Annotated in this window: 18 protein-coding genes; 12 read left to right on the top strand and 6 right to left on the bottom strand. The window is 77.2% G+C overall.

Annotated elements, in window-relative coordinates; genetic code table 11:
* Positions 1 to 17: 17 nt before the first annotated feature.
* Entirely contained in the window at positions 18 to 3,980 is a 3,963-nt protein-coding gene (gene eccCa, locus O7628_RS15375) for a type VII secretion protein EccCa (RefSeq protein ID WP_278131332.1), read from the bottom strand.
* Between the two features lie 202 nt (positions 3,981 to 4,182).
* Between eccCa and eccD the strand changes: the two genes are divergently transcribed.
* Complete coding sequence (eccD, locus tag O7628_RS15370) at positions 4,183 to 5,580, top strand: type VII secretion integral membrane protein EccD (RefSeq protein WP_278131330.1); 1,398 nt, start codon at positions 4,183 to 4,185, stop codon at positions 5,578 to 5,580.
* A gap of 12 nt (positions 5,581 to 5,592) precedes the next feature.
* Here eccD and O7628_RS15365 read toward each other — a convergent pair whose 3' ends face one another.
* The gene (locus O7628_RS15365; RefSeq protein ID WP_278131328.1) at positions 5,593 to 6,786 is read right to left on the bottom strand and encodes a type VII secretion protein EccE; all 1,194 of its coding nucleotides are present in this window, start codon (positions 6,784 to 6,786) and stop codon (positions 5,593 to 5,595) included.
* A 222-nt stretch (positions 6,787 to 7,008) separates the two neighbouring features.
* On the opposite strand from O7628_RS15365, the gene eccB reads away from it, so the two are divergent.
* The 6 genes from eccB to O7628_RS15335 all read left to right on the top strand — a co-directional run bounded on the left by eccB (position 7,009) and on the right by O7628_RS15335 (position 13,879).
* A complete protein-coding gene (gene eccB / locus O7628_RS15360) occupies positions 7,009 to 8,421 on the top strand; it encodes a type VII secretion protein EccB (RefSeq protein WP_278131326.1) in 1,413 nt (470 codons plus the stop codon).
* Between the two features lie 160 nt (positions 8,422 to 8,581).
* Positions 8,582 to 8,950, top strand: a complete 369-nt coding sequence (locus O7628_RS15355) for a hypothetical protein (protein ID WP_278131325.1) — start codon at positions 8,582 to 8,584, stop codon at positions 8,948 to 8,950.
* Entirely contained in the window at positions 8,943 to 10,154 is a 1,212-nt protein-coding gene (locus O7628_RS15350) for a WXG100 family type VII secretion target (RefSeq protein ID WP_278131324.1), read from the top strand. The genes O7628_RS15355 and O7628_RS15350 overlap by 8 nt, the downstream gene beginning before the upstream one ends.
* 115 nt (positions 10,155 to 10,269) lie before the next feature.
* The gene (locus O7628_RS15345; RefSeq protein WP_074475210.1) at positions 10,270 to 10,794 is read left to right on the top strand and encodes a PadR family transcriptional regulator; all 525 of its coding nucleotides are present in this window, start codon (positions 10,270 to 10,272) and stop codon (positions 10,792 to 10,794) included.
* Positions 10,791 to 11,579, top strand: coding sequence for an ABC transporter ATP-binding protein (locus tag O7628_RS15340; protein ID WP_278131323.1), 789 nt, complete (start codon positions 10,791 to 10,793; stop codon positions 11,577 to 11,579). The genes O7628_RS15345 and O7628_RS15340 overlap by 4 nt, the downstream gene beginning before the upstream one ends.
* Positions 11,576 to 13,879: an ABC transporter permease gene (locus O7628_RS15335; RefSeq protein WP_278131321.1), complete on the top strand. Its 2,304-nt coding sequence runs from the start codon at positions 11,576 to 11,578 to the stop codon at positions 13,877 to 13,879. Before O7628_RS15340 ends, O7628_RS15335 begins: the two co-directional genes overlap by 4 nt.
* A 132-nt stretch (positions 13,880 to 14,011) precedes the next feature.
* On the opposite strand, the gene O7628_RS15330 is transcribed toward O7628_RS15335, so the two are convergent.
* Positions 14,012 to 14,623: a lipocalin family protein gene (locus tag O7628_RS15330; RefSeq protein ID WP_278131320.1), complete on the bottom strand. Its 612-nt coding sequence runs from the start codon at positions 14,621 to 14,623 to the stop codon at positions 14,012 to 14,014.
* A gap of 260 nt (positions 14,624 to 14,883) precedes the next feature.
* Here O7628_RS15330 and O7628_RS15325 point away from each other — a divergent pair, with 260 nt between their 5' ends.
* The 5 genes from O7628_RS15325 to O7628_RS15305 all read left to right on the top strand — a co-directional run bounded on the left by O7628_RS15325 (position 14,884) and on the right by O7628_RS15305 (position 18,095).
* Complete coding sequence (locus tag O7628_RS15325) at positions 14,884 to 15,297, top strand: hypothetical protein (RefSeq protein WP_278131318.1); 414 nt, start codon at positions 14,884 to 14,886, stop codon at positions 15,295 to 15,297.
* Between the two features lie 238 nt (positions 15,298 to 15,535).
* Positions 15,536 to 16,354, top strand: coding sequence for a hypothetical protein (locus O7628_RS15320; protein WP_278131317.1), 819 nt, complete (start codon positions 15,536 to 15,538; stop codon positions 16,352 to 16,354).
* A 218-nt stretch (positions 16,355 to 16,572) separates the two neighbouring features.
* Positions 16,573 to 16,905, top strand: coding sequence for a YkvA family protein (locus O7628_RS15315; RefSeq protein ID WP_278131315.1), 333 nt, complete (start codon positions 16,573 to 16,575; stop codon positions 16,903 to 16,905).
* Between the two features lie 86 nt (positions 16,906 to 16,991).
* Positions 16,992 to 17,399 (top strand): TIGR03618 family F420-dependent PPOX class oxidoreductase, encoded by a 408-nt coding sequence (locus tag O7628_RS15310; protein WP_074475215.1) that lies wholly within the window; start codon positions 16,992 to 16,994, stop codon positions 17,397 to 17,399.
* Between the two features lie 72 nt (positions 17,400 to 17,471).
* On the top strand, positions 17,472 to 18,095 hold the full coding sequence (locus O7628_RS15305) for a hemerythrin domain-containing protein (RefSeq protein WP_278131314.1): 624 nt from the start codon (positions 17,472 to 17,474) through the stop codon (positions 18,093 to 18,095).
* 96 nt (positions 18,096 to 18,191) lie between these two features.
* Here O7628_RS15305 and O7628_RS15300 read toward each other — a convergent pair whose 3' ends face one another.
* The 3 genes from O7628_RS15300 to O7628_RS15290 all read right to left on the bottom strand — a co-directional run bounded on the left by O7628_RS15300 (position 18,192) and on the right by O7628_RS15290 (position 20,046).
* On the bottom strand, positions 18,192 to 18,440 hold the full coding sequence (locus O7628_RS15300) for a ferredoxin (RefSeq protein ID WP_278131312.1): 249 nt from the start codon (positions 18,438 to 18,440) through the stop codon (positions 18,192 to 18,194).
* 13 nt (positions 18,441 to 18,453) lie between these two features.
* On the bottom strand, positions 18,454 to 19,656 hold the full coding sequence (locus tag O7628_RS15295; protein WP_278131310.1) for a cytochrome P450: 1,203 nt from the start codon (positions 19,654 to 19,656) through the stop codon (positions 18,454 to 18,456).
* Between the two features lie 204 nt (positions 19,657 to 19,860).
* On the bottom strand, positions 19,861 to 20,046 hold the full coding sequence (locus O7628_RS15290) for an antitoxin (RefSeq protein WP_074475219.1): 186 nt from the start codon (positions 20,044 to 20,046) through the stop codon (positions 19,861 to 19,863).
* Between the last annotated feature and the right edge of the window lie 59 nt (positions 20,047 to 20,105).

Genomic DNA, 20,105 nt, shown 5'->3' with positions numbered 1-20,105 from the left:
CCGTGCCGGACCGTGGCCTAGGCCGGTTCGGACCAGGCCGTCTGGACGAGTTGCTGGCCGTCGCGCCGCCGCACCAGCGTCCCCCGGCCGGGCGGCTGCGGGCTCGGGCGCAGCGTGCCGAAGACCGGCCCCTCCTCCCGCGCGCCGGACATCAGCAGGCCGGGCGAGTCCAGCTCGCGCAGGCGTTGCAGCACCGGCTCGTACAACGCCCGCGCCACGCCGCCGACCCGGCGGGCGACGATCAGGTGCAGGCCGATGTCGCGGGCCTGCGGCAGCAGCTCGTGCAGCGCGCTGAGCGGGTTGTTGCCGCCGGAGGCCACCAGGTCGTAGTCGTCGACCAGGAGGTAGAGGTCCGGCCCCTTCCACCAGCTCCGGTCGCGCAACTGGGCGGTGGTGACGTCCGGGCCGGGCAGCCGGTTGGACAGCGCGCTGCGGATCGACGCGAGGCCCTGGGCGAAGACCTGGTTGGACGGGGCGTAGTCGAGCAGGTGCTCGCCCTCGACCGCGCCGAGCAGGCCGCGCCGGTAGTCGGCGATGACCAGGCGGGCCTGCGCCGGGGTGTAGCGCTCGACGATCCCCCGGGCGATCACCCGCAGCAGGTTGGTCTTGCCGCACTCGGCGTCGCCGAACACGGTCAGGTGCGGCTCGCTGGCCAGGTCCAGGTAGACCGGCGCGAGCGTCGACTCGTCGACCCCGATCGGCAGGCCCGGCGCGGTGCGGTCGGCCACCCGGGCCAGCTCGGCCAGCGGCAGCCGGCGCGGCAGCAGCCGTACCTTCGGGGCGGGGGTGCCCGGCCACGCCCGCGCCACGTGCCCGGCCAGGGCGACCGACGCCTCGGTCAGGTCGTCGACGTCGCGGCGGCCGTCGATCCGCGACACCGCCGCCAGGAAGTGCAGCTTGTCGCGGGTCAGGCCGCGGCCGGGGGTCTTCTCCGGCACGTTCTGCGCGGCCCGCCGGTCGATCTCCGACTCGGCCGCGTCGCCGAGGCGCAGCTCCAGCTTCGTGCCGAGCAGGTCGCGCAGGTTGATCCGGATCTCCGCCCAGCGCACCGCCGTGATCACCACGTGGATGCCGAAGCCCAGCCCCCGGTTGGCCAGGTTGGTGATGGTCTGCTCCAGCTCCTCGTACTCCTGGCGCAGCGTGTTCCAGCCGTCCACCACGAGGAACACGTCGCCGAACGGGTCGTCGGCGAACTCGCCGGCCGCCCGCCGACGCCGGTACGCGGCCACCGAGTCGATGCCGTGCCGGGCGAACCGCTGCTCCCGCTCGTCGATGATCCCGACCACCTCGGCGACCGTGCGGCGGACCGCCTCGGTGTCCCGCCGACCGGCCACCCCCGCCGTGTGCGGCAGCCCCTCCAGGCTGCGCAGCGCCCCGCCGCCGAAGTCGAGGCAGAAGAACTGCGCCTCGCGCGGGGTGTGGGTGAGCGCCAGCGAGGCGAGCAGCGACCGCAGCAGGGTGCTCTTGCCGGACAGCGACGCGCCGACGATCACCACGTTGCCGCCCGCCCCGGCCAGCTCCACCATCATCGGGTCGCGGCGCTGCTCGTACGGGCGGTCGACCACCCCGACCGGGACGGTGAGCCGGCCCCGGCCCGCCCAGCCGACGGTGGTGAGCCCGCACGTCGGGTCGACGGCGAGCGGGCCGAGCAGGTCCGCAAGGCTCGGCGGCTCCGACAGCGGCGGCAGCCACACCTGGTGGGCGGGGCGGCCCTGGCCGGCGAGCCGCCCGGTCAGCACGTCGAGCATGGACACGGCCTTGCCCTCGGCCGGCTGCTCCGGCTCGGCCACCGGCTCCGCCGCCAGGTCCGGGGCGGGCGCCGGCACGAACTCCGTGCCGTACGGCACGATGCGGCGGCGCACCGACGCCTGCGCCGAGCGCGCCTGCTCGCCGGGGGCCCGGTACGGGCCGGACACGTACGCCGCGCGGAACCGCAGCATGGTGGCGGTGTCGGTCTTGAGGTAGCCGTGGCCGGGGGCGCTGGGCAGCTCGTAGGCGTCGGGCACGCCGAGCACGATCCGGCTCTCCACCGCCGAGAAGGTGCGCAGGCCGATCCGGTACGACAGGTGCGTGTCGAGGCCGCGCAGCTTGCCCTCCTCCAGCCGCTGGCTGGCGAGCAGCAGGTGCACGCCCAGCGACCGGCCCAGCCGGCCGATCATCACGAACAGGTCGATGAAGTCGGGCTTCGCGGCGAGCAGCTCGCTGAACTCGTCGCAGATGATGAGCAGGCTCGGCATCGGCTCCAGCGCCTCGCCGGCGGCCCGCGCCTTCTCGTACTCGTAGCGGGAGACGTAGTTGCCGGCGGCCCGCAGCACCTCCTGGCGGCGGTTCATCTCGCCGGCCAGGGCGTCGCGCATCCGGTCGACCAGCGGCAGCTCGTCGGAGAGGTTGGTGATCACCGCGCTGGTGTGCGGCAGCGCGTCCAGGGAGGCGAACGTCGCGCCGCCCTTGAAGTCGACCAGGACGAAGTTCAGCTCCTCCGAGGAGTGGGTGACGGCGAGGGCGGCGACCACCGTACGCAGCAACTCGCTCTTGCCGGAGCCGGTCGCGCCGATGACCAGGCCGTGCGGGCCCATGCCCTCGTGGGCGGACTCCTTGAAGTCCAGCTCGACGACGGTGCCGTCGGGGCCGACGCCGAGGGGGATGCGCAGCCGGTCGCGGTGGCTGCGCGGCCGCCACGTCTGCCGCACGTCGACGGTGGCGGCGTCGCCGACGCCGAGCAGGTCCGGCAGCTCGGTGCTGCGGGCCAGCGGCTCCTCCGCGCCGGCCTGCTGCTGGGAGAGGCGGTAGGGGGCGAGCTGCCGGGCCAGCCCCTCGGCCGCGGCGGCGGTGAGCCGGTCGGGGCGGCCCAGCCGGGTGCTGGTCGCGCCCCGGACCAGGTCGACGGCGGTGCCGTCGCCGACGTCGAGGCAGAGCAGCCAGCGGCCGGCGTCGCGGGGGACGGCCCCGGAGAGGTCCACGACGGTGGTGCCGAGCAGGCTCGGCCCGGTGAGCTGGCAGGTGGCGGCGACCTCGCCGCCGTCGACGACCACCACCAGGTGCGGCGCGGTGGTCAGCGGCTTGGCGTCCGGGCTGAACCGGGCCCGGCCGGCCAGCTCGTCGGCGAGGGACTCCTCGGCCTCGGCGAGGGTGGCGAAGACGAGGCGGCGGGCCCCGGCGGCGTCGGTGCGGCCGGGGTGCTGGGCGTGCGGCAGCCACTTCACCCAGTCCCAGGCCGGCTGCCGGTCGTCGGCGGCGACCACGACGACGACCAGGTCGTCCGGGGCGTGGAAGGTGGCGAGCTGGCCGATCGTCGCCCGGGCCAGGTCGAGGACCGGCTCCCGCTCGCCGCGCAGCACCACCCGGGAGAACGCCCGCACCGACAGCGCGGTGGGCAGGTCCGGCACCGTGGAGTGGGCGCGGACGAACCGGCGCAGCGCGATCGCGCTCATCGGCTCCAGGTCCTCCACCGGCTTCGTCTCCGGCGGCACGATCTCCACCGCCAGCCGCTGCGGGCCGACCGCGATCCGCGCCTCGCCGAAGTCGTCCTCGGTGACCCGGCGTTCCCACAGCCGGCGGGACGCGGCGATCGACCAGAGCGCGTCGGGCTCCGGGTGCCGCCACGTCATCGCGGCCCGCTGCTGCTCGGCCGCGCGCCGGGTGCGCTTGCGCATCTGGGCCAGGTAGCGCATGTAGTCGCGGCGCTCGGCGTTCAGCTCGGCCTTGTCGTTGCCGCCGTTGCTCAGCGAGCCGACCGCCATGCCGAGCATGGAGACCCCGAAGAGCCCACCCGCGACGTACGTCATCATGCCGCCGCCCCGGCCGGCGTAGAGGAACGCCATCGCGCCGACGCCGCAGACCATCGGCAGGATCATCAGGAGCTGGCCCATGCCCCGGGGGGTCGGCTCGGGCAGCTCCGGCGGGGATTCGAGCAGCACCTCGCCGCGCGGCAGGGCCGGCCCCGGTTGACGCGGAAGCCGACGGAACACGACGGTGCTCACGGCGTTCTCCTCCCCCAGAAGCGGCCCGGACGCCGGCCGGCGCGGCGTGACGTGCGGCCGGGGTGGCGCGACGACCGGGCGCGGGCCGTCGGGTGGGCATCGTACGTGGGGGTCATCGTAGGTAATCTCCCGTGGGCGTCGGGGACCCGCTTCGGCGGCGGCCCGGGCCGGGTGCAGCGCAGGCGAATGCGAGGAGGCCACAGTGGCGACGAGGACGGCGACCGGCGGCCTGAGCCGGGTCACCATCGTGGCGCCCCGGACCAGGATGGACCTCGCCCTCCCCGCCGACGTGCCGTTGGCGGACCTGCTGCCGACCCTGCTGCGGTACGCCGGCGAGGACCTCGCCGACGAGGGGGTGCGGCACGGCGGCTGGAGCCTGACCCGGCTCGGCGGGCAGCCCCTCGACGGTGGTCGGACGGCCGCGCAGCTCGGCGTCCGCGACGGCGAGGTGCTCTACTTCAACCCCCGCGCGGCGGCAGCCCCGGAGATCGTCTTCGACGATGTGGTGGACGCCGTGGCGACCGCCACGAACCAGCGCCCGGGAAGCTGGCAGGTGAGCACCAGCCGGGCGTTCGCGGTGCTGTTCGCGGCGGCGGCGCTGTCGGCCGGCGCGCTGGCGGCGCTGTTCGCGGGCCCGCCGCAGCTGCCCGGGGCGATCGCCGCCCTGCTGGTGGCGGTCGCCCTGCTGGTCGGCGCGGCCGTGCTGTCCCGGGCGGCCGGCGACAGCCGCACCGGCGCGGTGCTGGCCCTGGTCGGCCTCGGGTACGCCGCCGTCGGCGGCCTGCTGGTGCTGGCCGGCGACCGGGGCCTGGGCGAGCTGGCCGCCCCGCACGTGCTGCTCGCCGCGACCGCCGTGGTGGTGTTCGGCGCGGTCGCCGCGCTGGCGGTCGGCGACCGGCTGCCGCTGTTCTTCGCCGCGGTCGCCGTCGGCGGGGCGGTCGGCTTCGGCGCGGTGGTGGGCCTGGCGTTCTCGGTGGGCGCGCCGGCCGCCGCCGCGGTGGTCGCCACGGTCGCGTTCGCCACCCTGCCGGCCCTGCCGATGGCGGCGTACCGGCTGGCCCGGCTGCCCGTGCCGTCCATCCCGACCGGCCCGGACGACCTGAAGACCGACACCGAGACCGTCGACGGCCGCAGCGTGCTGCGGCGCAGCGAACGGGCCGACGAGTTCCTCACCGGCCTGCTGTGGACGGTCGCCCTGCTGGTGCTGGGCGGGGAGGTCGTGCTCGCTCTCGACGGCCGGCTGCCGGCGGTGCTGCTCTGCCTGGTGCTGGCCCTGCTGTCGCTGCTGCGCGCCCGGCCGTTCCTCGGTCGCGCCCAGCGCGTGCCGGTGCTGCTGGCCGGCGGCCTCGGGCTGGGCCTCACGGCGGCGGCCACCTTCGCCGCGGGCGGCGCGGCCGTCCGGCTCGGCGTGGTCCTCGGCGGGCTGGTGGTGGCGGCCGTGGTCAGCCTGGTCTACGGGCTGACCGTGGCGGGCAAGCGGATCTCGCCGGTGTGGGGGCGGCTGCTGGACATCGTCGAGGTGCTGCTCATCATCTCGCTGGTGCCCCTGGCGGTCTGGGTCTGCGGCCTCTACGGCTGGATCATCAACCTCCGCCCCTGACCCCGTCGCGGTTCAGTCGGGGCGGTGGTCGAGGACGCGGCGGGCCGTCGGGGCGGTGGCCCAGGCGGCGGGGCCGTGCTCGCCGTCCAGCGGCCGGGCCGGGGCGCCCGCCCGGCGGGCGACGTCCCGGACCACCTCGACCAGCGCCTCGACGTGGTCGGCCGGGGCGGCGACGCGCAGCAGCGGCGGGCCGGGCCGGTCGCCGGGGCGGACCACCGCCGCGAAGGTGTGTGACGGGGCGGCGGTGGCGGTGACGGCGTCCACCAGGGGCCCCCAGGCGGCACCGGCGCGGGGGCGCAGGGCCAGGCAGCGCTGGGTCCAGCCGCCGCCGCGCAGCCCGGTCCAGGTCTCCGCCTGCGGCTCGGGCGTCAGGTCCAGCCCGGCCGCCGAGAGCAGCGCGGCGCGCAGCTCGTCCCGGCCGAGGACCCGGTGGCCCAGGCCGGCGGCGTGCAGCGCCTTGCCGAGGCGGCCGACCGCCGCCGCGACGGTGCGGTGCACGCCGAGCGTCCCGCCGCCCCGGGTCACCGCCTCGGTGCGGGCGTCGCGCACCGACAGCCGCACGGCCACCCAGACGGTGCGGTGGGCGGCCGGGGGCGCGCCCGGGGCCGGGTACCAGACGAGGGTGTGCGAGACGACCTGGGCCAGCGACACCGGCGCGGTGAAGTCGGCGAGCACGGCCAGGGCCCGGTCCACCGTCGCCGCGTCGACCGAGCCGGCGGGCGCGCCGGGGGGCGGGTCCAGCGCCACGGCGGCGAACCAGCCCCGGACGTCCTGGCCGACGCCGAGGCGGGTGCCGCGCTCGGTCAGCTCGACCATGGTCAGCTCGGGGGCGACGACGGCCAGCCGGGTATCGCCCGGGTCGCCGCCGGCCGCCGCCCGCGCCTCCTCCCGGCGCAGCCGCAGCCGGCGGCGCAGCAGCAGGTCCTCGTACCACCAGCGGCCGCCCCGGCGGGCGAAGGCGGCGGCGACGGCCGCCACCGCGACGACCCCGACGACGGCGGCCAGCCACGTGGGTCCGCCGAGCGCGGCGTAGCCGGCCACGGCGGCCAGCTCCGCCACGACGAGCTGGCCGACGACGACCGGGCCGAGCCGGCCCCGGCTGCGCCGGTCGGCGGGGACCACCGCGCGGTCGGGCGGCGCGGGCCGGGCGGGCGGATCGGCCGGGCCGGCGGCTGGGCGACCGGGTGGCGCCTGGACCTGCGTCATCGGTGGCGTCCCTTCTCGACAGCGGGTCTGCTGGCAGCCGGCGCGATCCGTGCGCCCCGTCCCGGACGGGCGGCGGGGCCCGTCCCCGGGCGGTGGCCCCGGTGACCGGCCGGCGGCCCCTTATCGTAGGGAAGCCCGTGGCGACGCTCGGACCTGATCGCCACGGCCCACCCCGTCGTCGGGCTCGATCGTCGCGGCCCGACCCGCCGCCGGAGGTAGCCCATGCGGACCCGCCGCGACCAGGTGCAGGCGTACCGCTTCGTCACCCGCCGGATCGTCTCCGCGCTGCTCTCCGGCGACCCCGAGACGACGAACCTGCCGATGCGGCGGCTCGGGCTGGCGGTGGTCGGCAGCGTGGTCGCCGCGGCGGTGGTGCTCGGCGGCGTCGGCGCGTACGGCCAGCTCACCGGCAACGCCGCGCCGCTGGAGGCGAACACGCTGGTGATCGAGCGGGAGACGGGGGCGACGTACGTCTACGTGGACGGCCTGCTGCACCCGACCCTGAACTACGCCTCGGCCCGGCTCGTCCTCGACGCGGCGGACCCGACGGTGCGGACCATGTCGCGGGCGTCCATCGCGGACCGGCCGCGCGGGCGCACCATCGGGATCGTCGGCGCCCCGGACGCGCTGCCCGACCGCAAGGCGCTGGTCGGGCTGCCCTGGTCGGTCTGCGACGTGCCGGACCCGGCCGCCCCCGACCGGTCGACCACCCACCTGGTGATCGACCGGCCGCTCGCCGGCGGCACGCCGCTGGGCGACCGCGCGGTGCTGGCCACCGTGGACGGCCGGCGTTACCTGCTCACCGGCGACGCCCGGCTGCGGATCGCCGGCGGGGACCCGGCGACCGCCGCGCTGCGGATGGCCGGGGCCACCACGCTCACGGTCGGCGAACAGCTGCTCAACGCGGTGCCGGCGGGGCCGGTGCTGCGCGAGCCGCAGCTGCCCGGCGAGGGCGAGACCGGCCGGCAGGCCGTGGGCGACGGGCCGGCCCGGGTCGGCGACGTGTTCCGGGCCGCCGGCCAGCACTACGTGCTGACCCGGGAGGGGCTGGCGGCGATCGGCGAGGTCAGCGCCCTGCTGCTGCTGCGCGACGGCGGCCGGATCACCGACATCACCCCGGACGAGGCCGGCCGGCTGCTGACCCGGCAGCGGGTGGAGGCGGAGGGCACGCCGCGCACCCTGCCGGCGCTGCACCCGGTGCAGGCGGGCCGGACGGTGCTCTGCGCCACCTACCGCCGGTCGGCGGCCGACGCGCCGCCCACCACCACGCTGGAGGTCTTCGACCGGGCGCCGACCGAGCTGACCGGCCCGGCCGGGAACCCGGTCCGGCAGGGGGCCGGCGACGCGGTCCGCACCGCCGAGCAGGTGCTGCTGCCGGGCGGCCGGGGCGTGCTGGTCCAGGCCGCGCCGGGCGCCGGGGAGGGCGGCGCGGGCGCGCCGGGCTCGACGGTCTACCTGGTCACCGCCCAGGGGGTACGTCACCCGCTGGGCACCCGGTCGGGCGACGCGCTGACCGCCCTCGGCTACGGCGGGGTGCAGCCGCTGGCGGTGCCCGCGTCGCTGCTGGCCCTGATCCCGACGGGTCCCGCCCTGGAACGCCAGGACGCGCTGGCCTACTTCGCCCCGGGCACGTAGCCGCCGCCGACGGGCGCGTAGCCGCTGCTGGCGGGCACGGCGGCGCTGCCGCCCGGGCGCGCAGGGGCCGCCGGGGGGCGTCGTCACGGGTCGCCCGGTCTGGTCGCCGTCCACTAACCTGATCCTCGCCAACGGTTATCGACGACGTACGGGGAATGCCATGACCGGGCGCACGACAGTCGACGTACTGTCCCTGGAGGACTTCCAGCGACGGTTGGCCGCGCGGCTCAGCGAGGCCGAGGCCGTGCTCAGGAAGCTCACCACCGAGTTGCAGTGCCGGCCGCCGGATCTGGGCACGTTCGCCGACGCGACCAGCAACGCCCGCCGCTACTCGGCCCTCCAGACGAGCTACGCGCAGCGGGTCGAGCGGCTGCGCGACGCGGTGCGGGCGGCGCAGAGCGCGACCGGCACGATCCTGACCAACTACCGGACCACGGAGGCACGCAACGCGGCCAACGCCGCCGACATCGCCGCCGCGCTCACCGGCGTCGACGACGCGCTGAACGGGAGGGACGACCCTCGTGTCTGAATACACCGCGCGCTACGAGGACGTCAGCCACCAGCGGCTCTACGACGCGGTGCGGGCCGGCGACCCCGAGCAGATCGACGGCCTCGCCAGCAGCTGGAGCTCCATGAAGGGCACCCTCGACGACCTCGCCCGCGACCTGCGGGCCGACCTGGAGAAACTGGCCAACGGCTGGACGGGCGACGCCGGCCGGGAATTCCAGCGGCGGGTGTCGCTGATCGTCGACTACTCGACGTCCCTCTCCGAGGGGATGGCCGACGTGCGCCAGGGGCTGACGCTGATGGCCACCGACCTGCGGGCCGCGCAGAAGAAGGCGGAGAGCCCGGCCGAGACCGACGACCACGACAAGACGGTCTCCGGGGCGATCACGGGCGGCCTCACCGGGGGCCTGCCGGGCGCGATCGTCGGCGGCTTCCTGGGGCACGAGCAGGACAAGGCCGAGCAGGAGAAGGCGCACCGGCGGATGGTCCAGGTGGTCGCCGAGCTGGCGGCCGGCTACGACCTGTCGGCGTACGGCCGGCTGGTCGATCCGCCGCCGCCGGACGGCGACCTGCCGTACGACCCGAGCACCAGCACGTCGACGCCGTCGGCCGGCCCCGGGGCCCACGCCCCGCGGAGCGCGCCGGGCGGCGGCTTCGGCACCCCGACCACGGGCCAGGCATGGCTGGACGCCCCGGGCGGCCTGTCGGACGGGCCGGACACGCAGCAGCCGGGCGGGGGCCACGGCGGCTCGGTGTCGCCGGGCGGCACGGCCGGGGCCGGCGACACCGGCCTCGACACGGGCACGTCCCTCGCCGGCGCCGTGCCGCTCGACGGCGGCCTGCCGGCCGGCCCGGTGGGCGCGGCGGGCGGCGTGACGGCCGCCGCCTCGGCCGGGGCCGGGGCGGGGCTGCTCTTCGGCGCGCCCGCCGGGGCGTCGGTCGGCGTGCTCGGCGGCGGCACCGGCTCCCTGGCCGGGTCGGTCCGCACCGGCGCGACGGTGGCGGCCCGGCCGGCGGGTGGCCTGGCGGGGGCGGAGCACCGGGCCGCCACGGGCGTGGGCCGGGCGGGCGCGAACGGCACCGGCGGCGGGCGCACGGGCGTGCTGGGCGGGCGCGGGCGGGCCGACGACGACGAGTCCGACGAGCGGCTGACCTGGCTGACGGAGGACGACATGGTCTGGCGGGACGGCGACCCGGGGGTCCCGCCGGTGCTCGACGCCGGCTGACGCTTCCGCCGCGCAAGGCTGCCGCTGAAGGCTGCGGGGCCCTCTCCGACGGGGAGGGCCCCTTTTCCGACCTGCCTATCCACCCCGTGTATACGTGGTGTGTATAGTCGCGGCCATGTCGATCGGTCAGACCTTCCTCGGGCTCCTGGAGTCCACCCCCCGCCACGGCTACGACCTGAAACGCGCCTACGACGAGCGCTTCGGCCAGGCCCGCCCGGTGCACTTCGGCCAGGTCTACGCCACCCTGTCCCGACTGCTGCGCAACGGCCTCGTCGAGGTGGACTCGGTCGAGGCCGGCGAGGGCCCCGACCGCAAGCGGTACGCGATCACCGAGGCCGGGGTCACCGACGTGCGGCGCTGGCTGTCCCAGCCGGAGAAGCCCGAGCCGTACCTGCACAGCGTCCTCTACACCAAGGTGGTGCTGGCGCTGCTCACCGGCCGCTCCGCCGCCGACCTGCTCGACACGCAGCGCGCCGAGCACCTGCGGCTGATGCGCGAGCTGACCCGGCGTCGCGACTCCGGCGACCTGGCCGAGCGGCTCATCTGCGACCACGCCCTGTTCCACCTGGAGGCCGACCTGCGCTGGCTGGAGCTGACGGCGGCCCGGCTGGACGAGCTGGCCGAGGCGGTGCGGCGATGACGGGCCCACGCGGCGGGGCGGCGGCGACGGGCCCACGCGGCGGGGCGGCGGCGACGGGCCCGCGCGCCGGCGACGGGGCGACGGCGGCGGCCGACCGGGGGACCCCGGGGGAGGCGCTGCTCGTCGCCGAGGAGCTGCACCGGGCCTTCGGCCCCACCCCGGCGCTGGCCGGGGCGTCGCTGACCGTCCGGGCCGGCGAGGTGCTGGCGGTGCTGGGCCCGTCCGGCTCCGGCAAGTCGACCCTGCTGCACTGCCTCGCCGGCATCGTCCGCCCCGACTCGGGGCGGGTGCGCTACCGGGGTGCGGACCTGACCACCCTGTCGGACCGGGAGCTCAGCGCGCTGCGGCGGGGGCAGTTCGGCTTCGTGTTCCAGTTCGGGCAGCTCGTGCCCGAACTGACCTGCCTGGAGAACGTGGCCCTGCCGCTGCGGCTGGAGCGGGTCGGCCGGCGGGAGGCGGAGCGGCGCGCCGCCGAGTGGCTCGACCGGCTGGAGGTCACCGACGTGGCCGGCAAGCGCCCCGGCGAGGTGTCCGGAGGGCAGGGCCAGCGGGTCGCCGTGGCCCGGGCGCTGGTCACCGGCCCCCGGGTCATCTTCGCCGACGAGCCGACCGGCGCGCTCGACTCGCTGCACGGCGAGCGGGTGATGCGGCTGCTGACCGGGGCGGCCCGGGACACGGGTGCCGCAGTGGTCCTGGTGACCCACGAGGCGCGGGTCGCCGCGTACTCGGATCGGGAGGTCGTGGTGCGCGACGGCCGCACCCGCAGCCTGGAGGCGGCGGCGTGACCGGGATCCAACCGTCGGGCCGGCGCGGCCGGGTCCTGGCCGACCTGTGGCTGGGCGCGCGGATGGCCGTCACCGGCGGCCGGGACGGGTGGACGCGGGCGGCGCTGACCGCGCTCGGCGTCGGCATCGGGGTGGCCATGCTGCTGTTGGCCGCCGCGGTGCCGGGCGCGCTCGACGCCCGGGCGGCCCGCACCGAGGCCCGCAACGACACCGGGTGGCGACCCGAGCAGACCGCGGCCGCCAACACGGTGCTGCTGGCGTTCGCCGACACCGAGTTCCGGGACCATCCGGTGCGCGGCCGGATCGTGCGCGCCGAGGGGCCGGCCGCGCCGGTCCCGCCGGGGCTGACCCGGCTGCCCGGGGCCGGCGAGGTGGTCGTCTCCCCGGCGCTGCGGGACCTGCTCGACTCGCCCGACGGCCCGCTGTTCGCGCCCCGGCTCCGCGGCGCGCAGGTCACCGGCACGATCGGCGCGCAGGGCCTCTCCGGCCCGGGTGAGCTGGCCTTCTATCTCGGCAGCGCGGACCTGACCGACCAGGGGGCCGTGCGGCGCGACAGCTTCGGCGGCGGGGAGCCCGGCGAGGAGTTCTCGCCCGTGCTGATGGTCCTCGTCGTGGTCGTCGTCGTGGTGCTGCTGCTGCCGATCGTCGTCTTCGTCGGCGCGGCGGTCCGCTTCGGCGGGGACCGCCGGGACCGCCGGCTCGCCGCCCTGCGCCTGCTCGGCGCGGACACCGCGATGATCCGGCGGATCGCCGCAGGGGAGGCGGCGGCCGGCGCGGTGTTCGGCCTCGCCGTCGGCGGCGTCCTGTTCGCCGCCGGCCGCCAGCTCGCCCCGCTGGTCACCCTCCGCGACATCAGCGTGTACGCGGCGGACCTGCGCCCCGCCCCGGCCCTGGTGGCGGCGGTGGCGGTCGCGGTGCCGGTGCTCGCCGTGCTGGTGGCGCTCGTCGCGCTGCGCCGGGTCGTCGTCGAGCCCCTCGGGGTGAGCCGCCAGGGCGCGACCGTGCGTCGCCGCCTGTGGTGGCGGCTGCTGCTGCCGGCCGCCGGGCTGGCCCTGCTCTACCCGCTGACCGGCGTCGGCGAGGGCGGCACCGGCTCCGCCGACTACCAGGTGGCGGCCGGGGCGGTGCTGCTGCTGGTCGGCACGGTCACCCTGCTGCCCTGGCTGATCGACCTCGCCGTACGCCGGCTGCGCGGCGGCCCGGTCCCGTGGCAGCTCGCGGTGCGCCGGCTGCAACTGGACAGCGCCACCTCCGCGCGTCTGGTCAGCGGCGTGGCGGTGGCCGTGGCGGGCAGCATCGGCCTCCAGATGCTCGTCGCCGGGGTGGAGGCGCGGTTCACCACCCGCACCGGCCAGGACACCTCCCGGGCGCAGGTGTTCGTCAACCTCGCCGAGCTGCCCGACCCCGGCGCGGCGCTGGCCCGGCTGGCCGCCGTCCCCGGCGTGGTGCGCAGCGCGGGCACGTCGGGCACCTTCGCGCTCGGCAGGGGCGCGGCCGACCGCACCGCCGAGGTACGCATCGGCGACTGCGCCACCCTGGCCGAGTACGCCCGGCTCGGCTCCTGTGCCGACGGTGACGTCTTCCTCGTCCAGCCGGCCGGCGAACCGCAGCTCGTCGGCTTCGGCCCCGGCGACCGGGTGACCGTGGGCCCGCAGAACACCGCCTGGACCCTGCCGCGGCGGCTGCCCACCGTGCCGGCGATCCCGGACCCCGTCGGCTGGACCGGCACGGGCCTGCTGGTCACCCCCGGCGCGGCCGACGCCGGCTGGACGGGACTGCGCGCGCAGGCGCTGATCAGCCTCGACCCGGCCGACCCCGACGCGCTGGAGCGGGTCCGCAACACCGCCGCCGAGGTGGACCTGCGCGCCCAGGTCCTCGCGCTGGAGGACGAACGCCAGGCCACGCAGTTCGTCAACGTCAAGCGGGGCCTCGTCGCCGGCGTCGCGGTGACCCTGCTGCTGCTCGGCGCGAGCATGCTCGTCGGCGTGCTGGAGCAGTTGCGGGAGCGCCGCCGCCTGCTGGCGATGCTGGCCGCCGTCGGCACCCCGCGCCGCACGCTGGGGCTGTCGGTGCTGTGGCAGGCGGCCGTGCCGGTGCTCGTCGGGCTCGGCCTCGCCGTCGCCTTCGGCCTGGGCCTCGGTGCGGTGCTGCTGCGCATGGTCGGCGCGCCGGTCTCGGTGAGCTGGCCGGTGGTCGGCCTCGGCGCGGCCCTCGGCGGCGGCGTGGTGCTGCTGGTCACCGGCGCGAGCCTGCCCGCCCTGTGGCGGCTGACCCGGCCGGAGGGCCTGCGGACCGAGTGACACCGGCCGGGAGCCGGCGGGCACTGTGCCCGGTCGCTCCCCGCGCCGGCCGACGCGCGCCCGCCCGGGGGCGGGCAGCCGGCCCGTCGAGTCCCGGCCTGCGGGCCGGGCGTCGACGGGCCGGCCGGGCGGTCAGCAGAAGCTGCCGGCGTCGGCCCCGCCGTCCTGCCGGGTGGTGCGGAAGTCGCAGAGGTCGTAGCCGTTGGCGGTCAGCACCGCCTTCGCCTCGGCCAGGTCGGCCCCGCCCAGCGCCGGCCCGCGCGACAGCACGAAGCCCGTGCGGCGCTCCGGGTCGCCGACGACGGCCCAGCCGTAGTCGGTGCCGAGGCCCATGACCACGTAGTTCGGCCCGCCGAAGTACAGCCAGCGCCCGCCGACCTCCAGGAACGAGACGGTCAGGACCGAGTTGGCCGGCGGGTTCTCGCTGCGGGCCCGGCCGGTGACCGCGCTGGTGGTGCCGAGGATCGTCCGGCAGGTGTTGCGCACCCCGACGGTGCCGTCGGGCTGGACGTCGTACCGGGCCTGCACGTTCTTGAAGCACTGGAGCTCGAAGATCGCCGGGATCGCGGCGATCTGGTACCAGTCCCCGGCGTAGCGCTGGAGGTCGACCGCAGCCACCGGGGTCACCGCTGCGGTGTCCACCGAGGGCGCGGCGCTCGCGGGCGCGCCGGTGGCCGCCACCGTCGCGGCCACGAGCAGGGCGGTGGCGGCGACGGCGTGCGCCACCTGTCGACGTACTCCCATGGGGTCTCCTCCGGTCTTGCGCTCCACCGTGGGGTGCGGCACCCCACGGGCGACGGCGGGGGCCGCGCTGCCCGTCAGGTGCCCGGGGGCGCCGCCGGGAAACTGTCGGCCTTCTCATGGCCGTCGATGCATCCGGCGGCGGTGCGACCGTCGTATCCCGACGGGACGGGTCTGTCCACTGCGCCGGGTCGTGGCCCGGGTCACCAGCCGGGGCGGCCGGCGAGGCTGCGGACGGGCCGCAACGGCGATAGGTTGGTGTCGTGCAGTCCGTAGCGTTCGCCAGGCCGTCCCTGCCGGCGACGCTGCGCGGGTCGCGCCGCTCGTGGCGCTCGACGCTGCGCCACATCGGGGAGTTGGGTCGCCTCGCGCTGACCACCCTGGTCCTCGCCGTCGGCCTCGGCGGGGTCGCCGCCCTGGGGCCCGGCGCTCCCGCCGTGACGGCCGCACCGGCCCACCCCGTCGTGGTGGCCAGCCGGGTCGACTCGCTGGGCCCCGACGCGCCGGCCGGGCCGCGCGCCGATTCGGCCGCCCCGCAGGCCCGCCCGGCCGTCGGCGACGCGCGGCGGCCGGTCCCCGCCCCGGCGGGCGGGCCCGTGACGGCCGCCCCGGCCGACCGGCCCGCCGTCGACCCGACCGGCGGCGGCGTCGTCCGGCGCGGGCCGCCCCGGCACTGACCCGGGCCGCCACCAGCCGCCGATCCGGTCCGCCCCGGCGTCGTAGCGCCGCACCGGCACCGCACCGGCCCGCCGCGAGCCCACCGCCGGCCGCGCCCCGCGCCGCCGACGACCCCGCCCGCCGTCCCGCCCAGGTGACGACCGCGGCGGCGACCGTCCGGCACCGGTCGACGCGCGGCCCCGCCCGCACCGCGGGCCCCGACCGTCAGTCCACTTCGTCCCCTCCGAGGTGCCCCTCATGCAGACCGCGTTCTCCTCCGTCCTGCTCGACGTGCCCCGGGCCGCCGCGATCTGGCTGGCCCTGCTCGTCCTCGCCGTCGTCGCCGTGGCGGGCCTGGTCGCCCGGCCCGACCTGTTCCGCTCCGTGATCGGCGGGCGGATCCGCGAGGCCGCCATGCCCAGCCTCCTGGAGGAGGCCGCCGAGGAACGCGCCCACCGCCGGTACGCCGACGAGGTGGCGACCGCGGCGGAACGGGCCGCGGCGACCGCCGGCCGGATGCGGGCCGAGTGGCTGTCCGCACAGGACGAGGTCGAGGCCGCGTGGCAGGCGTACGAGGTGGCGGAGGACGACGTCCGCCGGCTGGCCGCCGCCACGGCCCTGCCCCGCCCGCACACCGGGCGCACCCCCGCCGAGTACGCCGACCGCGAGCGCTACCTGCACCGGGCCGCGCTGGCCGCGTACTGGCGTCGGGAGCTGTCGGAGGAGCAGCTCAGCGACGTGTTCGCGCACCGCAACGGGTGGGACCCCCGGCTGCACCCGGTCGACCAGGAGCTGGTGCTGCGCCGGGCCGTGCGCGACCACCTGCGCGCCCGGCAGGAGGCCGCCCGGGAGCGGGAGCAGGCCGCCTGGCGGGCCGCCGAGCAGGCCGCCGTCGCCGCGCGCAGCCTGCGGGACGAGGCGCTCGCCGCGACCGTGCCCGCCCCGCAGGAGCAGGCGTCGCTGCTGCCCGGGGTCGCCGACGAGCCGTCGCCGGCCGCCGAGCAGACCCGGGAGATGCCGGTGGTCGCCCGGCAGAAGCCGACAGTGGCGCGGGGCCGGGCCGCCGTCCCGGCCTGAGCCGCCCCGGGCGAGCCGCTTCCGCTGGCGCCGCCTCCGGCAGCGCGGCCCCGGCGGCCGGCGCGCCGCCCCGGCCGCCGCCCCGGCCGCCGCAGTGGCCGCCGCGGTGGCCGCCGCAGTGGCCGCCGCAGTGGCCGCCGCGGTGAGAAGGGGACCCTTCTCGACCGGAGGCGTTAACAGGGGGCCCTTCCTTACCCGGCGTCGGCTAGCGTGGGCGCATGACGGAGCGCACCTGGCTGCTGGTCGTCGTCGGCCTCTTCGCGGCGGCGACGCTCGTCGGGGCCGTCGTGCTCGCCGTACGGGTGGTCCGCACCCGCAAGCTGCTCGGCACGCTGGGCGTCGGCGGCAAGGTCGCCTTCTGGGGCGCGCTGGCCTACACGGTCTTCCCGATCGACGTGCTCCCCGACCCGATCTACCTCGACGACATCGGGGTGCTCGCCGCCGCCCTGCTCTACCTGGGCCGACTGGTCCGGCAGCACCGTGCCGCCCAGCGGCAGCTCCCCGGCCAGCCCGGGTCGCAGGAGGGCAGGACCCGCCGCCCGGTCGGCTGAACCCGTGCCATGATCGGGGCCGGGCCCCGCGTGCGGGGACCGCACAGGGCCCGCGCGGGGCAGCCGGATCGGACGGAGGCGGGACAATGCCGGGCGACCATCGGTTGGGCATCGACGACGAACGGGTCCTCGCGTTCTGCCGGGAGCGGCACCTGGCCACCCTGACGACGCTGCGCGCGGACGGCACCCCGCACGTCGTACCGGTCGGGATGACCCTCGACCCGGCGGCCGGGCTGGCCCGGGTGATCACGTCGGGCACGTCGGCCAAGGCCCGGCACGTCGCGGCGGCCGGCGCGGCGGGCGCCCCGGTGGCGGTCTGCCACGTCGACGGGAGGCGCTGGCTGACCGTGGAGGGGCGGGCGGTGCTGCGGGCCGACCCGGCGTCGGTCGCCGAAGCCGAGCGCCGCTACGCCGAGCGCTACCGCGTTCCGCGCCCCAACCCGCAGCGGGTCGTCATCGAGATCGCCGTGACCCGGGTGCTGGGCGGTCTCTGACCGGTTCGGACGGTCGGCTCGGGGTACCAGCCTCAGCACCGACCGATCCCGCAACCGGTAAGGGGCACCGACATGACCGACGCAAATGGCACGACCGGCCAGCCGCAGGGCGTGGCCGACCAGGACGTCGTGGACGTGCTGGTCGCCGACCACCGCGAGGTGGAGGCGATCTTCGTGGAGTTGGAGGGCCGGCAGGGCACCCCGGAGCACCGCCGGCAGCTCGCCGACGTGGTGATCGCCGAGTTGGTCCGCCACTCGGTCGCCGAGGAGCAGTACGTCTACCCGGCGGCCCGCCGCGCGCTGCCCGACGGCGACCAGCTCGCCGAGCACGAGATCGCCGAGCACGCCGAGGCCGAGCGGACCATGAAGGAGCTGGAGTCGGTCGACCCGTCGGAGGCCCGGTTCGAGCCGCTGCTGGCCCACCTGACCAAGGCGATCCGCCACCACGTGCAGGAGGAGGAGTCCGACCTGTTCCCCCGACTGCGCGCCGCGATGGCCCGGGAGGAGCTGGTGGAGCTGGCCGGCAAGGTGCAGGCCGCCAAGCGCACTGCCCCGACCCGGCCGCACCCGGGCGCGCCGGACCACCCGCCGGCGAACCGGCTGCTCGCCCCCGGCACCGGCCTGGTGGACCGGCTCCGGGACGCCCTCGCCGGCCGCCCCACCTCCATGGCGGAGCTGCGCGACAGGCAGCTCTGACGACACGACCCGCGCTGCCGCCGGCCGGTCCTCCCCCGGGCGACCCGGCCGGCGGCGACGGCTGTCGTCTTCAGTGGACGGTGGCCGCGTCGCCGGTCAGGGCTCCGGGGCGATCTGCCGGCGGCTGTCCGCCTCGGAGACGAGGATCGCCTCCATCGGGCAGGAGTCGGCCGCGTCGAGCACCGCCTGCGCCGGGGCCACCCGCTCGGCCAGCGGGCGGGACAGCCCGTCGACCAGTTCGAAGTGCTTGGGTGCCGTGCCGGCGCAGATGCCCGAGCCGATGCACCGGGTCGGGTCGACGTGCAGCTGCCAGCCCGGGCCGGGCTGTCCTTCCTCCGTGCTCACCTGTTCCTCCCCCTCACCAGGCCACCGGCATCGCGGTGAGGCCGCGTACCAGCAGGCCGCTCTTCCAGGTCAGCTCCGGCTCGGGCACCGCCAGACGCAACTGCGGGGTGCGGTCGAGCAGGGTGTCCAGCACCACCTGGAGCTCCATCCGGGCGAGCTGGGCCCCGACGCAGTGGTGCACCCCGTGCCCGAAGCCCAGGTGCGGGTTGACCTCCCGGCCCAGGTCGAGCCGGTCGGCGTCGGCGAAGACCGTCTCGTCCCGGTTGGCCGACGGGATCGACACGACCACCGGCTCGCCCGCGCGCACGAGCACGCCGCCGATCTCGACGTCCTCCTTCGCGTAGCGGGCGAAGGCGGCGGTCGCGCCGAGCGGGACGAAGCGCATCAGCTCCTCGACCGCGCGGGGGACCAGCGTCCGGTCCGCCCGCAGCCGGGCCCACTCGTCGGGGTGGTGCAGCAGGACGTACACGAAGTTGGGGATCTGGGTGACGGTGGTCTCGTGGCCGGCGGCGAGCAGCCCCGCGGCGAGCTGGACCACCTCCCCCTCGCTGAGCCGGTCGTCGGCGTCGCGGGCCCGGACCATCGCGCCGATCAGGTCGTCGGTCGGCTCGTCGCGTCGCAGCGCGATCAGCTCGCCCATGTACGCGAACAGGTTGTCGATGTACTGCTGGATCTGCTCCTGGCTCAGCGAGGTGGTCGAGACGATCGCCTCCGACCAGGTGTGGAACCGGTCCTGGTCGGCGACCGGCACACCGAGCAGGTCGCAGATGACCCGGATCGGCAGCGGGGTGGCCAGGTGCTCCACCAGGTCGGCCGGCGGGCCGGCGGCGAGCAGGTTGTCGACCAGCTCGTCGGCCACCTGCCGGGTGCGGGGCCGCAGCTCCTCGACCCGGCGCGCGGTGAACGCGCGGGCCACGAGCCGGCGCAGGCGGGTGTGGTCGGGCGGGTCCATGGACAGGATGCCGCCCTGGATCTGCCGGGCGGTGTTGCGCGGCTCGTCGCGCCCCACGGCGGCGGCCCGGCTGAACCGGGCGTCGCCGAGCACCGTGCGCACGTCGGCGTGCCGGGTGGCCAGCCACGCGGGCTCGCCGTACGGCAGGCGGACGCGGATCAGCGGCTCGTCCCGGCGCAACCGGGCGTAGCGCGGATCGAGGTCGAGCCGGTCGGGATCGCCGAACGGGTAGCGCTGGATCGTCGCCTCGGATGTGTCGGTCACCGGATGACCCCTCTCGTCCGCGGCCCCGCCGTCGGGCCGCCCGGTCCGCCGGGGGCGACCCACCTGGAGTCATGCCCCGAATACGGATCGTAGCGAGAGAGCTCGATGGTCGGCCAGTGAGCGGGACCGGTTTTCCGGTCCCGCTCACTGGCACGACGGTCCCGGGCCGCCGCAGGGCGACGGCCCGGGACCGGGCTGGCCGGGTCAGCGCGGCGAGGTGTCGCCCCCGCCGGTGCGCCGCTGGGCCATGTCGACGCCCTTGTCGACCTGCTTGTCGTACTTGCCGCCGCTGCGCCGGTCGGCCATGTCGCCGGCCTTCTCGATGCCCTGGTCGACCTGCTTGTCGTGCTTGTCGGCGAGGTCCTTGGCCTTGTCCATGAAGTCACCCACGCGCGTCCCCTCCTCCGCTGGTTCCCTCCGCCGCCTGCCCGGCGGAGGCGTCGCCTGGT

Source organism: Micromonospora sp. WMMD956, from assembly GCF_029626125.1.
Classification (GTDB): domain Bacteria; phylum Actinomycetota; class Actinomycetes; order Mycobacteriales; family Micromonosporaceae; genus Micromonospora; species Micromonospora carbonacea.
This window is presented reverse-complemented; position numbering and strand designations above follow the sequence as displayed.

Bases quoted from the DNA above. Each gene is read 5' to 3' on its own strand.
- O7628_RS15365 (WP_278131328.1), bottom strand. From the start codon at position 6,786: ATGACGCAGGTCCAGGCGCCACCCGGTCGCCCAGCCGCCGGCCCGGCC.
- eccB (WP_278131326.1), top strand. From the start codon at position 7,009: ATGCGGACCCGCCGCGACCAGGTGCAGGCGTACCGCTTCGTCACCCGC.
- O7628_RS15355 (WP_278131325.1), top strand. From the start codon at position 8,582: ATGACCGGGCGCACGACAGTCGACGTACTGTCCCTGGAGGACTTCCAG.
- O7628_RS15345 (WP_074475210.1), top strand. From the start codon at position 10,270: ATGTCGATCGGTCAGACCTTCCTCGGGCTCCTGGAGTCCACCCCCCGC.
- O7628_RS15340 (WP_278131323.1), top strand. From the start codon at position 10,791: ATGACGGGCCCACGCGGCGGGGCGGCGGCGACGGGCCCACGCGGCGGG.
- O7628_RS15330 (WP_278131320.1), bottom strand. From the start codon at position 14,623: ATGGGAGTACGTCGACAGGTGGCGCACGCCGTCGCCGCCACCGCCCTG.
- O7628_RS15320 (WP_278131317.1), top strand. From the start codon at position 15,536: ATGCAGACCGCGTTCTCCTCCGTCCTGCTCGACGTGCCCCGGGCCGCC.
- O7628_RS15315 (WP_278131315.1), top strand. From the start codon at position 16,573: ATGACGGAGCGCACCTGGCTGCTGGTCGTCGTCGGCCTCTTCGCGGCG.
- O7628_RS15310 (WP_074475215.1), top strand. From the start codon at position 16,992: ATGCCGGGCGACCATCGGTTGGGCATCGACGACGAACGGGTCCTCGCG.
- O7628_RS15305 (WP_278131314.1), top strand. From the start codon at position 17,472: ATGACCGACGCAAATGGCACGACCGGCCAGCCGCAGGGCGTGGCCGAC.